The 12,955-nt window shown below is 64.3% G+C and carries 14 protein-coding genes; 7 read left to right on the plus strand and 7 right to left on the minus strand.

What is annotated here, in order from left to right; all coding sequences use genetic code 11:
- Positions 1-369 precede the first annotated feature (369 nt).
- Positions 370-1,560 (plus strand): cation diffusion facilitator family transporter, encoded by a 1,191-nt coding sequence (locus GT748_RS01830; RefSeq protein WP_021659380.1) that lies wholly within the window; start codon positions 370-372, stop codon positions 1,558-1,560.
- 116 nt (positions 1,561-1,676) lie between these two features.
- Here GT748_RS01830 and GT748_RS01835 read toward each other — a convergent pair whose 3' ends face one another.
- Positions 1,677-2,576: an EamA family transporter gene (locus tag GT748_RS01835; RefSeq protein ID WP_161213284.1), complete on the minus strand. Its 900-nt coding sequence runs from the start codon at positions 2,574-2,576 to the stop codon at positions 1,677-1,679.
- Between the two features lie 335 nt (positions 2,577-2,911).
- Here GT748_RS01835 and GT748_RS01840 point away from each other — a divergent pair, with 335 nt between their 5' ends.
- Together GT748_RS01840 and GT748_RS01845 are read left to right on the plus strand one after the other, a co-directional pair.
- A complete protein-coding gene (locus GT748_RS01840) occupies positions 2,912-3,124 on the plus strand; it encodes a hypothetical protein (RefSeq protein ID WP_044992523.1) in 213 nt (70 codons plus the stop codon).
- Between the two features lie 81 nt (positions 3,125-3,205).
- Positions 3,206-3,598, plus strand: a complete 393-nt coding sequence (locus GT748_RS01845; RefSeq protein ID WP_021659384.1) for a pyridoxamine 5'-phosphate oxidase family protein — start codon at positions 3,206-3,208, stop codon at positions 3,596-3,598.
- Positions 3,599-3,662: 64 nt separating this feature from the next.
- On the opposite strand, the gene GT748_RS01850 is transcribed toward GT748_RS01845, so the two are convergent.
- Together GT748_RS01850 and GT748_RS01855 are read right to left on the minus strand one after the other, a co-directional pair.
- Positions 3,663-4,010 carry an ASCH domain-containing protein gene (locus tag GT748_RS01850; protein WP_021659385.1) on the minus strand — a complete coding sequence of 116 codons (348 nt, stop codon included), beginning with the start codon at positions 4,008-4,010 and terminating at the stop codon, positions 3,663-3,665.
- Between the two features lie 62 nt (positions 4,011-4,072).
- A complete protein-coding gene (locus tag GT748_RS01855; RefSeq protein ID WP_052537641.1) occupies positions 4,073-4,528 on the minus strand; it encodes a 3D domain-containing protein in 456 nt (151 codons plus the stop codon).
- Between the two features lie 224 nt (positions 4,529-4,752).
- Here GT748_RS01855 and GT748_RS01860 point away from each other — a divergent pair, with 224 nt between their 5' ends.
- Positions 4,753-5,175 carry an Hsp20/alpha crystallin family protein gene (locus tag GT748_RS01860; RefSeq protein ID WP_161222303.1) on the plus strand — a complete coding sequence of 141 codons (423 nt, stop codon included), beginning with the start codon at positions 4,753-4,755 and terminating at the stop codon, positions 5,173-5,175.
- A 62-nt stretch (positions 5,176-5,237) separates the two neighbouring features.
- Here GT748_RS01860 and GT748_RS01865 read toward each other — a convergent pair whose 3' ends face one another.
- A complete protein-coding gene (locus tag GT748_RS01865) occupies positions 5,238-5,816 on the minus strand; it encodes a rubrerythrin family protein (RefSeq protein WP_052537642.1) in 579 nt (192 codons plus the stop codon).
- 144 nt (positions 5,817-5,960) lie between these two features.
- Between GT748_RS01865 and GT748_RS15125 the strand changes: the two genes are divergently transcribed.
- Positions 5,961-6,107, plus strand: coding sequence for a hypothetical protein (locus tag GT748_RS15125; RefSeq protein WP_185916121.1), 147 nt, complete (start codon positions 5,961-5,963; stop codon positions 6,105-6,107).
- 72 nt (positions 6,108-6,179) lie between these two features.
- On the opposite strand, the gene GT748_RS01870 is transcribed toward GT748_RS15125, so the two are convergent.
- Positions 6,180-6,773, minus strand: coding sequence for an RICIN domain-containing protein (locus GT748_RS01870; RefSeq protein WP_021659391.1), 594 nt, complete (start codon positions 6,771-6,773; stop codon positions 6,180-6,182).
- 395 nt (positions 6,774-7,168) lie between these two features.
- Here GT748_RS01870 and GT748_RS01875 point away from each other — a divergent pair, with 395 nt between their 5' ends.
- The gene (locus GT748_RS01875; protein ID WP_044992503.1) at positions 7,169-8,539 is read left to right on the plus strand and encodes an MATE family efflux transporter; all 1,371 of its coding nucleotides are present in this window, start codon (positions 7,169-7,171) and stop codon (positions 8,537-8,539) included.
- 35 nt (positions 8,540-8,574) lie between these two features.
- On the opposite strand, the gene GT748_RS01880 is transcribed toward GT748_RS01875, so the two are convergent.
- Both GT748_RS01880 and GT748_RS01885 read right to left on the minus strand, forming a co-directional pair.
- A complete protein-coding gene (locus GT748_RS01880) occupies positions 8,575-9,321 on the minus strand; it encodes a YaaA family protein (RefSeq protein WP_021659394.1) in 747 nt (248 codons plus the stop codon).
- Positions 9,322-9,397: 76 nt separating this feature from the next.
- Positions 9,398-9,754 (minus strand): helix-turn-helix domain-containing protein, encoded by a 357-nt coding sequence (locus GT748_RS01885; RefSeq protein ID WP_021659395.1) that lies wholly within the window; start codon positions 9,752-9,754, stop codon positions 9,398-9,400.
- 501 nt (positions 9,755-10,255) lie between these two features.
- Between GT748_RS01885 and mgtA the strand changes: the two genes are divergently transcribed.
- The gene (mgtA, locus tag GT748_RS01890; RefSeq protein WP_021659396.1) at positions 10,256-12,904 is read left to right on the plus strand and encodes a magnesium-translocating P-type ATPase; all 2,649 of its coding nucleotides are present in this window, start codon (positions 10,256-10,258) and stop codon (positions 12,902-12,904) included.
- Positions 12,905-12,955 lie beyond the last annotated feature (51 nt).

Below are 12,955 nucleotides of genomic sequence, written 5' to 3' on the forward strand. Positions count from 1 at the left end.
CCATCCCCATCCCCCTGTGGGGGCGACCGGGACTTGATGGCCGCTGCATTTTTCGGTCCCCGTCCCCCGCATGGGGGGCGGCTTTGCCGTCGCAGCGGCCAGATATGTGCCCACCCCTTCCGTCTCCCACCGGCGGCCATCGGGTCGCGCCCCCCTGCCCGAAAGCAGCCCCCCCTCTCGCCCCCGGCAGGGCGGCGAGCCGGGGAAGACGGGCAGACGTGTCCCTCGAGAGGAACACCTTGTTTTCTGCCGCCGGATGCGGTAGAATAGATGGGTATTTTTATCACCGGCACCAAAGCGCACAAAGGGGATACGGGGGATGCCTTCCCTGCCTTTTTGGCGCCAATTTTTTAGAAAGGGGGCAGTGATATGGCCTCTCTGCTGGTCAAGGCCTTTGTGCGAGACTGCGAACAGGTGGGGGATACCCGGGTCCGGGCCCGCTACGGCACCCTCTCCGGCGCGGTGGGCATCGCTGCCAATGTCCTGCTCTTTGCCGCCAAGTTGGCGGTGGGCACCCTGGCGGGAAGCGTCTCCATCGTGGCGGACGCGGTGAACAACCTCTCCGACGCGGGCAGCTCCATCATCAGCCTGCTGGGCTTCAAAATTTCCGAAAAACCGGCGGACCGGGACCACCCCTTCGGCCACGGCCGCACCGAGTATGTGGCCGGGCTCATCATCGCCTTTTTGATCTTGCTGCTGGGCTTTGAACTGGGGCGCACCTCGCTGGACAAGGTCCTCCACCCCTCCCCGGTGGAGACCTCGGCGGTGACGCTGGCGGTGCTGGCCGGCTCCATCGCCTGCAAGGTGTGGCTGTGGTCCTTCAACCGGCGCATCGGCAAGGCCATCTCCTCCTCCACCATCCTCGCCACCGCCCAGGACAGCCTCAACGACGTGGTCGCCACCTCGGCGGTGCTGGCGGCGTCGGTGGTCTCCCTGCTGACCCCCCTGAACCTGGACGGGTACATGGGGCTGGCGGTGGCGGCCTTCATCCTCTTTTCCGGGTACGGGGTGGCCAAGGACACCCTGAACCCCCTGTTGGGGCAGGCCCCCGACAGCGCCCTGGTGGGCGAGATCTCCCGCAAGGTCCTCTCCCACCCGCAGGTGCTGGGCATCCACGACCTGATGGTGCACAACTACGGGCCGGGGCGGATCTTCGCCTCCCTCCACGCCGAGGTGGACAGCTCCGCCGACATCCTGCAGAGCCACGACCTCATCGACAACATCGAAAAGGACCTGGCCCAGGAGATGGGGATACAGATGATCATCCACATGGACCCCATCGTCACCAACAACGACACCGTCAACGCCCTGCGGCAGACGGCGCTGGAGTGTGTGCAGCGCGTCCGCTCCGACTTGAGCATCCACGATTTTCGCGCGGTGCTGGGCGAGACCCACAGCAACCTGATCTTCGACGTGATGGTGCCGGTGGACTGCCCGGTGAAAAACCACGACCTCTGCACCCAGATCGAGGCGCAGCTGCGGGAAGTGGACCCCCGCTACAACGCCGTCATCACGGTGGACCGGGGGTACCAGGTGGACTACGGCGAGCGCCACGGGTGAGCCCCCGAAAACAGCCCTCTGACCGAGAAAAACCCCCCGGCGGGATTTCCTTCCCGCCGGGGGCTTTTGATTCGCTGTGCCGCCATTTTGAGGGGACTGGAGGCACGCACAGGCAATCAGGCGTCGAAGAAGCCGAGGATCGCCATCCCCACCCCCGCCATGGCGATGAGGGCATAGTGTTTGGCCGTGAGTTTTTCCTTGAGGAAGAGCCGGCTCCAGACCACGCTGAGCAGGCAGTAGCTGCTGATGACCGGCGCGGCGATGATGGGGTTGGCGCCGATGGCAAAGACGTAGAAGTACTGCCCCACCGTCTCGCAGAGGGCGGCGGCCATCTTGGGCTTTTCGTCCCAGACCACCAGCTTCTGCTTCTTGATGAGCACCACGTAGACAAAGGCGCAGATGGCCAGGAAGAGGAAGGTGAACTCATAGGCCATGTTGGCCTGCTCCTCGGCGATCACGGTGTCCAGCAGCAGGGCGTCGGCAAAGGTGCCCAGGCCGTCGATGACGCAGTAGAGGATGGGGAAGAGGACGGCGATGATGCTGCGGGTGTACTTTTTATCCGGCGAGAGGGCCGCCTCCCGCCGCAGCTGGTCGTCCCGCCGCTTTTCGAGCAGACTCAAGAGGAAGACCGCCAGGCAGATGAGAAAGACGGCGAAGAACTGAATGCCGTTCATGGTCTGCTTTAGAAAGACAAAGCAGAGGAGGGCCGCCACCGCCCCGGAGGAGTTGCAGATGGGGCTGGAGATGGACAGCTCGATGTAGCGCAGCCCCACATAGCCGAAGATCATGGCCAGAATGTAGAGGAAGCTGGCGGGCAGGTAGGTGATGATGTCCCGCGGCGAAAAGGGGGTGCCGGTGATGAGGAGGTAGATGGCGTGGGTGCCCATCACCAGCCCCACAGCCATCACCATCTTCCAGTGGCTGTACTTGTCAGAGGGCTTGGAGCCCATTTTGCTAAAGAGGTCGGAGCCGCTCCACCCGAGCAGCGCCAACATAGAAAACCAAAACCAGGTCATTGTATCCAATCATCCTTTTGCACAATTTGCCGCCGATGGAAACGGCCGGTCGCTGCGAAAGGGGCGGTCGCTCACCGCAGCGCGGCGGCTCCCTGCGGGGGCGGCCTGCGGGGAAAGCGGTGGGCAATGCTGTCCCAGCAGCCCACGTGGGGGCAAAACGAAACGGGTTTCACAGTGCATTGTCCTTTCTGCGCGGCCCGCGGGCCCGCCTGGTCTTTTGCAATCACGCAAAGCGGTTTATTGTATCACGGCGGGGTGCGCCCCGTCAAGGTGGGGGCATAAAAAGGCCGCTTGGGGCCCATACTCCCCCTAAATCAAAAGGAGGCGTTATGCAGATGTCTGAAATCAAGAGAAACACCGACCCCCTCGCCGAACTGCCCGAGGGGCTGGGGATGGCCCTGGCCCGCAACTTCCCCGCCATGGAGCGCTTTGGCTCCCTGCCGGAGGCGGCCAAGCGCCAGATCGTCGAGCACACCCACCAAATTGGCTCCAAGCAGGAGATGGCCGCCTTTGTCCAGCAGATCGCCGAGGGAAAAACCGGCTTTTAAGGGCCCTTGCCAAAACCGCCCAAACCGTGTACCATAGGGGTGTGGCAGAGATTGCCAACACAAAATTTGGGAGGTCTTTCTATGCGTGAAATCGTCTCTTTTCTGCAAGATGCCGGCGCTTTCTTCCTGGCCACCGACGACGGCGGCCAGCCCCGGGTGCGGCCCTTCGGCTCGGTGATGGAGTTTGAGGGAAAGCTGTTTTTCTGCACCGAGAACACCAAAGCCGTGTACCGCCAGTTGGCGGCCAATCCCAAATGCGAGATCTGCGCCCTCAAGGGGGAGGAGTGGCTGCGCCTGTGCGGAAAGGCCGTCTTTGTAGACGACAAGGCCGCCAAAGAGGCCATGTTTGCCGCCGACCCCGCCCTGGACGCCATCTACGGCACCCCCGAAAACCCCGAGTACGTGGTCTTTTATCTGGACGGGCTGACCGCCCTGCTCTACCCCGAGGAGGGGGAGCCCACCAAACTGCTGTAAACGTTCACAGAGAAAAAAGCAGAGCCGCCCCCAGCGGGCGCCTCTGCTTTTTTTGTGTTTACCCTTACAGCCGCTCCAGCAGCCGCATCTTGATGGCCACCACCCCGGCCGCATCTTCCTGCGCGGGGGTGTAGTACTGGTAGATGCCCGCCATCTTCTTCTCCAAGCTGTCCGCCGGGCCGCAGCGGCCGTAGTCCAGGTCGGAAAAGAGGGCGCGAAAGGTGGGGTAGCGCAGCAGCCCCTCCACCCGCACCACCAGCCGGCGGCTGCGGTCGGCAAAGTCGGTGAATACGATTTCGTCCCCCAGCTGCAGATCCCAGGTCTCCCGGTCGTACAGCCGCAGCTCAAACTCCTTTGAGCCGTTTAAAATATTCCCAAACGCCTTGGGGTTGATGTCCAGTTGGCGGCGCATCGCGCGTCCCCCTCTTCTCTTTTTTTCAAAGCATACCACAACTGGCAGGCTTTGAAAAGGGGTCACTGCACCAGCCAGACCCGGCGGTGCTGCACCCCGAACGAGAGGGCATCGCTGTGCCGGCCCACCGCCAGGTCGATCTTCTGGCCGCGGATGGCGCTGCCGGTGTCCTGCGCCTTGCGAAAGCCGATCCCCTCAATGTAGAGGGTGGAGCCCAGGGGGATGACTTCGGGGTCCACCGCCACCGTCACCCCCGCGCAGACCGGGTCGCCGCTGCGGGTGGTGTCCGAGCCGCCGCAGATGTGCGCATAGCGCTCGGTACAGTAGGCGCAGAGGGTGAATTCCCCCAGCTCCTCCGCCGCAAAGGGGGCGGTGAGACCCCCCTCCTCCATCGCGGGGAGATGGGCGGAGACGGCCGCGCAGGGGCGGGCGGTCAGCGCGCCCCCCGCCCCGCTGCCGCCAGTGAGGAGGAAGGGGGAGAAAGCGCAGAACAGCAGGGCCACAAACCGTCGTTTCACAGTGCGCGCACCTCTTTTTCAAGTTTTAGCACTCTATTAATTTGATTGCCAATCATTTTAAAATTGTTCATATTTCATCCCTTGATTTGTCACAAATGCGCAGTATACTGCAGTTGTAAGGAAGAGAAAGAGGGGATTTCCAATGGGACACAACCGAATGTGACCCCGCAAATGGAGTCCGAAAACCCGTTCACAGCAGAGAATGAGAAATGGAGGAATCGACAATGTTTGAACTCATGCCTTTTGGGACCATCCGCAACAACCCGTTCCACGAGCTGGACAAATTGGAAAAACAGCTGTTTGGCGATTTCGGCAGCGACTTTTCCCAGTTTCGCACCGACATCATCGAAAAGCCGGACAAATACGTTTTGAAAGCCGACCTGCCGGGGTTTGAGAAAAAGGACATCAAGGTGGACCTCAAGGGCGACACCCTGACCATCACCGCCCAGCACGACGAGTCCAAGGAGGACCGCCACGGCAACTACCTGCGGCGGGAGCGCAGAAGCGGCTCCTACACCAGGAGTTTCAGCGTCGCCGGCATCCAGGCCGACGGCATCGACGCCGAGTACAAGAGCGGGGTGCTGACCGTCACCCTGCCCAAAGCGCCCACCATCACTCCCCCGTCCCACCAAATCGAGATCCGCTAATACTCCCGCAAAGGGGCCGCGCCGCCGGGCGCGGCCCCTTTTTTCTCCCCCGTCTAAGTCAGTCAGCCCTCTCCCCCGCCGGAGCGCGCAAATCCCCCCTGTCCGCCGCCGCAGAGGGGGCAGTTTTGGGGCGGGGCGCAGTCGTAGGCGGGGAAGCCGCAGCGCTGGCAGCGCCAGCCGCGCGCCTCCCGTGCCCGCAGGAGGGTCCCCCCCTCGACCTGGGCCGCCAGCTGCCCAAAGCGGTCTCCGTGGGTCTTCTCCACCGAGGAGACCGCCAGAAAGAGGGCCGCCGCCTGCAAAAAGCCCTCGTCCCGGGCAATTTGGGAGAGGGCGGCGTAGAGCTCCCACTCCCGATACTCGTCCTCCTGCGCGTCCCGCAGAGAGGCGCCCAGGTCGCCGCCGTGCACCGGGTAGGCGGCGGTGAACTCGATCTGGCTGCCCGCCAACGGGGCCAGCAGCCGGTAAAAGGCGCGGGCGTGGGCCTCCTCCTCTTTTGCCGTCTGGCGAAAGGCCCGGCAGACGGTCAGGCAGCCCTCCCTCTCGGCCCCGTCGGCCACCAGCAGATAGCGGGTGCGGGCCTGGCACTCGCCGGCAAAGGCGCGCATCAAATGTTCTTTTGTCTTGCTGTCTTGCAGCTTCAAAAGGGAAGCCCCCTCTCGTTTTGCTGCCTTGAGTATGGCAATTTTTTGCAGGGGGTATGCACAAAGAGAAAAGCCGACGGAATAACCCGGCGGCCGACGGCGCAGACTAGCAGTACAGCGCCATTTGACAAGGAGGATTTGGAGATGAACGAGTTTACCGCACACCTGAGCGAGGACAGCTACTTTGCCGGGCTGCCCAAACTGATCCAGGAGACCATCAAGCAGACGGGGGTCGAGTTTTCCTCGCAGGAGGAGCTGCGCCAGTACGCAGAGAAGCTGATGGACCGCTAGGCGCGTCCACTGCACAAAAAAGGCGGGGAGGCCCAATGGGCCTCCCCGCCTTTTGTCGCGGTGTGAAAAGTGCTACTTCTCTTCGGTTTTGGGGGCCGCCTTTTTGGCGGCAGGCTTCTTGGCAGCCGGTTTCTTGGCCGGTGCCTTCTTGGCGGCGGGCTTTTTGGCGGCCGTCTTGGAAGCGGTCTTGGAGGTGCGGGTCACCGTCTTTTTGGCCGGGGTCACGTCGGTGATCAGCCAGGCCTGGTTGTCGCCGGCCACGTCGTCCCAGATCTGCAGCTGGGCGCCGTCGCACTTGGCCATATCGACGATGTCGAGGCACTTGCCGGTCTGCTTGGATTTGATGCGCACCAGGTTCTCGCCGATCTCCTCTAAAAACCAGAGCTGGTTGTCGCCGCCGGCGAACTCCCACTGGTGCAGGCGGGTGCCGTTGTCGGTGCCGCCCATCTCCACGTCCAGGCACTTGCCGGTGCCCTTGTTGAGGATCTTGTAAAAGCGCCCCTCTTTTTTAAACTGCCACTGCTGCTCCTTGGCGGCACCCGCCTCGGCCAGGTAGATGGCCTCGCGGCCCTCGCCGGCGGCCTCGATCACTTTGGTGCTGTCTTTGGCGGAAATGGTGTAGACCTTGGTGGCGGTCAGTTTTAAGCTTGTCTCTTTTGCAGGCATGGTGTTGGCTCCTTCTCTCCAAATAGTCGTCTCATTTATAAACCGGCGGCAGGGATCGTCGACAAAACAATACTATGTATAAAGGCAAGACTGCCGGTGATATCGTGTACTCAGTATACCATTTTTTGAAAAAAAGGCAAATTTTTCGCTTTGTAAAGCGGTTTTTTCCCCCTTTGCTCCCGGTTTTTCGGGCGCAAAGGGGGGCGAAGCCCGTCGATAGGGGCTGGCTTTCTCCACCTCTTTCCCAAAAACTCTGTACCTGTCCCCCCGCAATTGGACAGATGCACAGTTTTTCCCAAAATCCCCCTGCCGTCTTGACCTGGCGCCAAAAAGGAATACCATAGAGGAGTTGTCAAAAACCGGTTCTCCCGAACCGTCAAGAAAGGACGATCGCCGTGACCCGCGACATGACCCAGGGCAGCCCCATCCGCCTGCTGCTCACCTTCTCTTTTCCCCTCCTCATCGGAAACTTGTTTCAACAGTTTTACAACATGGCCGACACCATCATCGTGGGGCGCACCCTGGGGGTGAACGCGCTGGCCGCGGTGGGGGCCACTGGCTCCATCATGTTCTTGGTGCTGGGGTTTGCCCAGGGCCTGGCCGGGGGGCTGGCGGTCATCACCGCCCAGCGCTTCGGCGCGCAGGACGCCGCGGGGGTCCGCCGCTCCTTCACCTCCTCTATCCTCCTCAGCGCCGGGTTCACCCTGCTGCTCACCGCCGTCAGCCTGCTGGCCGCCCGCCCCCTGCTGGAGGGGATGAATACCCCCGCCGACATCATTGACGACGCCTACCGCTACCTGTCGGTGATCTTCACCGGCATCTTCGCCTCCCTCTTCTTCAACCTCCTCTCCAGCGTCATCCGGGCCCTGGGGGACAGCCGCACCCCGCTGCTCTTCCTCATCATCGCCTCGGTCTGCAACGTGGTGCTGGACATCGTCTTCATCGTCAACTTCGGCATGGGGGTGGCCGGGGCCGCCTGGGCCACCGTCATCGCCCAGGTCCTCTCCGGGCTGCTCTGCCTGCTCTACATCTTCCGGCGCTTTGCCATCCTGCGGCTGCACCGGGAGGACTGGGCCTGGCGCGGCCGCTTTGCCTGGGAGCACCTGCGCATCGCCACCCCCATGGCCTTTCAGTTTTGCATCATCGCCGTGGGCAGCATCGTGGTGCAGGGGGTGCTCAACGGCTTTGGCTCCACCACGGTGGCGGCCTTTACCGCCGCCTCGAAGATCGACCAGCTGGCCACCCAGCCCCTGGCCTCCATCGGGGTGGCCATCGCCACCTTTTCCGCCCAGAACTACGGCGCCGGAAAGTACCGCCGCATCCGGGACGGGGTGCGCAAGTCCACCCTTCTCTCCCTGGCGTTCTCCCTGGCGGGGGCGGGGCTGGTCATCGGCCTGGGGCACCCGCTGGTGCGGCTGTTTGTGGGGGAGGCCGACCCTGCCGTCTTCACCCAGGCCCAGACCTATCTCAACTTGGTCTCCGTCTTCTACTTTTTGCTGGGCTGCGTCTTTGTCTACCGCAACACCATCCAGGGGATGGGGCGGGCCATGGTCCCCATGGTGGCCGGCGTCTTTGAGCTGGTGATGCGGGTGGCCGCCGCCCTGGTGCTGGCCCGGTTCATCGGCTATGCCGGCGTCTGCCTGGCCTCCCCCCTGGCCTGGCTGGGCTCCTGCGCCCTGATCGTCCCCACCTATCTGGCCACCCTGCGCCGCCTCCTCCCCCGGGAGGAGACCTCCTCCGGCGAGGGGACAGCCGACGAGAAATGAAAAAGGGGCTGGACCCGCGTGGATCCAGCCCCTTTTTACAGCCCCTTGGCAAAGGTGTAGGTCCGCTCCCCCGACAGCCGGGGCAAGAACTGGTAGCCGTCCTCACAGAAATCCCGAACAGCGCGCGGGTCTGTCACCCGCTGCTTGACCAGGTAGCGCGCCATCCGCCCCCGGGCCATCTTCGCCTCGGTGGGGAGGCACTTGAGCTCCCGCCCCCGGCGCACCAAAAACCGGCAGGTGATCCACTCCTCCCCACCGCCCAGGTGGGGGGCAATGGCGCGGGCATACTCCCCCGACGCCAGGTTGAGCACCGGCCCGCCCCCCTCAAAGAGGGCCTTCGCCAGCCGGTCGCCCCAGTGGGCGTAAAGGTCGCGGCTCTCCCCCACCGCCAGCTTGCAGCCCATCTCCAGCCGATAGGGGGCCACCCCGTCGCAGGGGGCCAGCAGGCCGTAGAGGCCGCTGCCGATGCGCAGGCAGGCGTCGGCAAAGGCCAGCTCCTCTCCTGTAAAGTCCTCGGGGGCCATGCACTTGTACTGCAGCCCCACATAGGCGTAGAGGGCGGGGGCCAGGGGCCGCTCCACCCCAAACTCCTGGTAGAGGGAAAAGGCCTGCAGTCCTAGCTTGGGGCTGATTTTCATCAAACTCTCCAGTTGCCAGGGGGCCAGCTCCCGCAACTGTCCCACCAGCCGCGCGGCGTCGGCGGCAAAGCGGGGGGCGCGCAGGACCGCGTCGGGGCGGGTGTAGGGGCGCATCTGCTTGGCGGGGGACAAAAAGGCCCGCATCGCTCTCCCCTCCTCTCTTCCAATTTTCTTTTAGTGTACCACAGGTCGGCGGCGCATGCCAGTCAAAAGACGGGCTTCAGCGGCCGTTCAGCTCGAGGGCCAGCGCGGCGAGGGCCCCATCCTCCACTGCCCGGGGCGGGAGGTCGGGGAGGCGACAGAGACACTCCCTCACCTGGCGGCAGCGCGCCGCCAGCGCCTGGGCCGCCTGCTCTCCGGCGGGGGGCAAGCAGGGCCGCCCCTCCCGCTGGGCCACCAAATCGTCTGCCGCCAGGGCCTGCAGCATCCGGTCGACGCTGGCCTGGGTGACCCCCAGCCGCCGTGCCAGGTCGGCCGAGCGCTGCTGCCCATCCGCTTTCAAAATGAGCGGGTAGCACAGCCCTGCCGCCGTCGGCTGCGCTCCGTGCCGCCCCTTCGTCCGGGTCCTTGCGGCCATCCTCTCTCCCCTTTCAGCGCGCCGCGCCCGATGGTTAGCGCAGCGCAACTCCGGCTTCAGTTTACCGTTCCCGGCAGCGGTTGTCAACCGCCTTTTTTTCCCGCTCCCGCCCTAAGACAGAGGGTACTTCCCTGCCCCAAATGCCCAAAATTCTGCCCGGGCACACCCCCATCTTCGTGGCAATTGTCCCTTGTTCCCACCCCCTGGCGGCCGTATAATGGGAGGGCCAAACGGGGGCGCCAAGACGGGCGCCCCCATACACTGTGCACATCGGGAGGAGAGAGAGGATGCGCGTTCGAAGGTGGAGGGACAGATCGGCCGGACCCGACTGCCCTCCGGGGCAAATCGCCCTGTGCGCCGCTGCGCGGCCTCTCCCCTCCCGCTTTCGGTAGGGGGCGCGCAGTCCGTCGCCCAGGCGGCAAAAAAAAAGACAGTTTCGTTCGGTCCTGTTCATCCAGCTCTGCATTTTTGGCAACACTGGAATGGAGAGGATGATGCAAGATGTTTCTGCAAAGACACAGCGGCGCCGGTTCCAACCGCGCCATTCAAAAACGCCGAGCCAGCGAGGAGCTGCTGCGCCCTTATGCCCGCTGCACCGGGGAGGAGGCCCTGCAATTGCAGGGCAGCGGCCCCCGCGGCCTCTCGGCCGCTGCCGCCGCCGAGAGGTTGGAGGAGTGCGGCCCCAACCGCATTCGCAGCGAGGCGCGCCACGGCCTTCTCTACCGGCTGGGGCAGGCCTTTATCAACCCCTTTAACCTGGTTTTGCTGCTGGTGGCGGCCATCACCTTTGTCACCGACGTGCTCCTCTCCCAGAGCGGCGACGTCACCACCGTCGTCATCGTGCTGGCTCTGGTGGGGCTGTCGGGCCTAGTCTCCTTTGTGCAGGGCGAGCGCTCGGGCAAGGCCGCAGCCGCCCTGCAGTCGATGATCTCCAACCAGGTCGATGTGGTGCGGGAGGGCGAGACCCGCTCCATCCCCATCGACCAGGTGGTGCCGGGGGACGTGGTCCGCCTCTCGGCGGGGGACATCATCCCCGGGGACGTCCGCTTTCTCGCCGCCAAGGACGCCTTTCTCTCCCAGGCGGCCCTCACCGGGGAATCGGCCCCGGTGGAGAAGTTTGCCCAGCTGCCCGGGGGCGAAAAGGGGGCCCTCACCGACCTGGGGGCCCTGGGCTTTATGGGGTCCAACATGATCAGCGGCAGCGCCACCGCCCTGGTGGTGGCCACCGGGAACGACACCTATTTCGGCTCCATGGCCCAGAGCCTGTCGGGCGACCGGGCCAAGAACAGCTTTGAGCGGGGGGTGGACGGGGTCAGCCGGCTGCTCATCCGCTTCATGTTGGCGATGGTGCCGGTCATCTTTCTAGTAAACGGCTTCACCAAGGGGGACTGGGGCAGCGCCCTCCTCTTCGCCGTCACCATCGCCGTGGGCCTTACCCCCGAAATGCTGCCCATGATCATGACCTCCACCCTGGCCAAGGGGGCGGTGGCCATGTCCAAACACCAGACCATCGTCAAGACCCTCAGCTCGATCCAGACCTTCGGCGAGATGGATGTGCTCTGCACCGACAAGACCGGCACCCTCACCGAGGACCGGATCGTGCTGGAAAAGTACATGGACGTGCGGGGCGGGGACGACCTGCGCATCCTCCGCCACGCCTACCTCAACAGCGCCTTTCAGACCGGGCTCAAAAACCTCATCGACCTGGCCATCATCGGCCGCGCCGGGGAAAACGGCCTCCCCCCGCTGCTGGAGGGCTACACCCGGGTGGACGAGATTCCCTTTGACTTCAGCCGCCGGCGGATGAGCGTGGTGCTGTCCGACGGCAGCGGCAAACGGCAGCTCATCACCAAGGGGGCGGTGGAGGAGGTGCTCTCGATCTGCGCCTTCGCCGAGCTGGACGGGGCCATTTTGCCCCTGACCCCCGACGTGCGGCAGGCGGCCCTCGCCGTCTGCGCCGCCCACAGCGCCGAGGGGCTACGGATGATCGCCGTCGCCCAGAAAAACGAGCTCCCGGCGGCCGAAAACTTCTCGGTGGCCGACGAGCGGGAGATGGTGCTGCTGGGCTTCATCGGCTTTCTCGACCCGCCCAAGGAGAGCAGTAAGGCCGCCGTCGCCGCCCTGCGCCAACACGGGGTGCGCACGGTGGTCCTCACCGGGGACAGCGAGGGGGTGGCCGTCAAGGTCTGCGGCAAGGTGGGCATCGACACCGGCCACCGGCTCACCGGCGCCCAGGTGGAGGAGATGGACGACAGCGCCCTGGGCGAGGCCGTGCAGCGCTGCCAGCTCTTCTCCAAGCTCTCCCCCCTGCAAAAAAGCCGGGTGGTGGAGGCCTTTCAGCGCGCCGGGCACACGGTGGGCTACATGGGCGACGGCATCAACGACGCCCCGGCCATGCGCCAGGCCGACGTGGGCATCTCGGTGGACAGCGCCGTGGACATCGCCAAGGAGACCGCCGACATCATCCTGCTGAAAAAGGACCTGATGGTCTTGGAGGAGGGGGTGCTGGAGGGGCGTCGCACCTTCGGCAACATCGTCAAATACATCAAGATGGCCGCCAGCGGCAACTTTGGCAACATGATTTCGGTGATGGTGGCCAGCCTCTTTCTCCCCTTCCTCCCCCTGCTGCCGGTGCACATCCTCATCCAAAACCTCCTCTGTGACTTCGCCCAATTGGGCATCCCCTTCGACCGGGTGGACGCCTCCTACCTCCGCTCCCCCCGCCGCTGGGAGACCGGCACCATCCAGCGCTTCATGCTGATCATGGGGCCCCTCAGCTCGCTGTTCGACATCGCCCTCTACCTGCTGCTCTGGTTCTGGCTGGGGGCGAATACAGCGGGGCTGGCCCCCCTCTTTCAGTGCGGCTGCTTTGTCTTCGGCACCCTGTCGCAGATCGCGGTGGTGCACATGATCCGCACCGCCCGCATCCCCTTTGTGCAGAGTAGGGCCGCCCTTCCCCTGGCCCTCTCCACCGGGGTGGTGGGGGCCGTGGCCCTCTTTCTGGGCTTTGGGCCGGCGGCTGCGGCCATCGACCTGCGCCCCCTGCCCCTGGCCTTCCTCCCCTGTCTGGCCCTGCTGCTGGGCGGCTACTGTGTGGCCTCCCAGCTGGTCAAGCGGCTCTATGTCAGGCGCTGGGGCGAGTGGCTGTAACCCCTCCCCTCTCCCACGGCAGGCAAAAAAAGGCCTGGAAAACCGTCTGGT

Source organism: Bittarella massiliensis (ex Durand et al. 2017), from assembly GCF_009876955.1.
Lineage (GTDB): Bacteria > Bacillota > Clostridia > Oscillospirales > Ruminococcaceae > Bittarella > Bittarella massiliensis.

What these genes read in the sequence shown, in the direction of transcription:
- GT748_RS01830 (WP_021659380.1), top strand. Translation starts at nt 370, where the DNA reads ATGGCCTCTCTGCTGGTCAAGGCCTTTGTGCGAGACTGCGAACAGGTG.
- GT748_RS01835 (WP_161213284.1), bottom strand. Translation starts at nt 2,576, where the DNA reads ATGACCTGGTTTTGGTTTTCTATGTTGGCGCTGCTCGGGTGGAGCGGC.
- GT748_RS01840 (WP_044992523.1), top strand. Translation starts at nt 2,912, where the DNA reads ATGTCTGAAATCAAGAGAAACACCGACCCCCTCGCCGAACTGCCCGAG.
- GT748_RS01845 (WP_021659384.1), top strand. Translation starts at nt 3,206, where the DNA reads ATGCGTGAAATCGTCTCTTTTCTGCAAGATGCCGGCGCTTTCTTCCTG.
- GT748_RS01850 (WP_021659385.1), bottom strand. Translation starts at nt 4,010, where the DNA reads ATGCGCCGCCAACTGGACATCAACCCCAAGGCGTTTGGGAATATTTTA.
- GT748_RS01860 (WP_161222303.1), top strand. Translation starts at nt 4,753, where the DNA reads ATGTTTGAACTCATGCCTTTTGGGACCATCCGCAACAACCCGTTCCAC.
- GT748_RS15125 (WP_185916121.1), top strand. Translation starts at nt 5,961, where the DNA reads ATGAACGAGTTTACCGCACACCTGAGCGAGGACAGCTACTTTGCCGGG.
- GT748_RS01870 (WP_021659391.1), bottom strand. Translation starts at nt 6,773, where the DNA reads ATGCCTGCAAAAGAGACAAGCTTAAAACTGACCGCCACCAAGGTCTAC.
- GT748_RS01880 (WP_021659394.1), bottom strand. Translation starts at nt 9,321, where the DNA reads ATGCGGGCCTTTTTGTCCCCCGCCAAGCAGATGCGCCCCTACACCCGC.
- GT748_RS01885 (WP_021659395.1), bottom strand. Translation starts at nt 9,754, where the DNA reads ATGGCCGCAAGGACCCGGACGAAGGGGCGGCACGGAGCGCAGCCGACG.
- mgtA (WP_021659396.1), top strand. Translation starts at nt 10,256, where the DNA reads ATGTTTCTGCAAAGACACAGCGGCGCCGGTTCCAACCGCGCCATTCAA.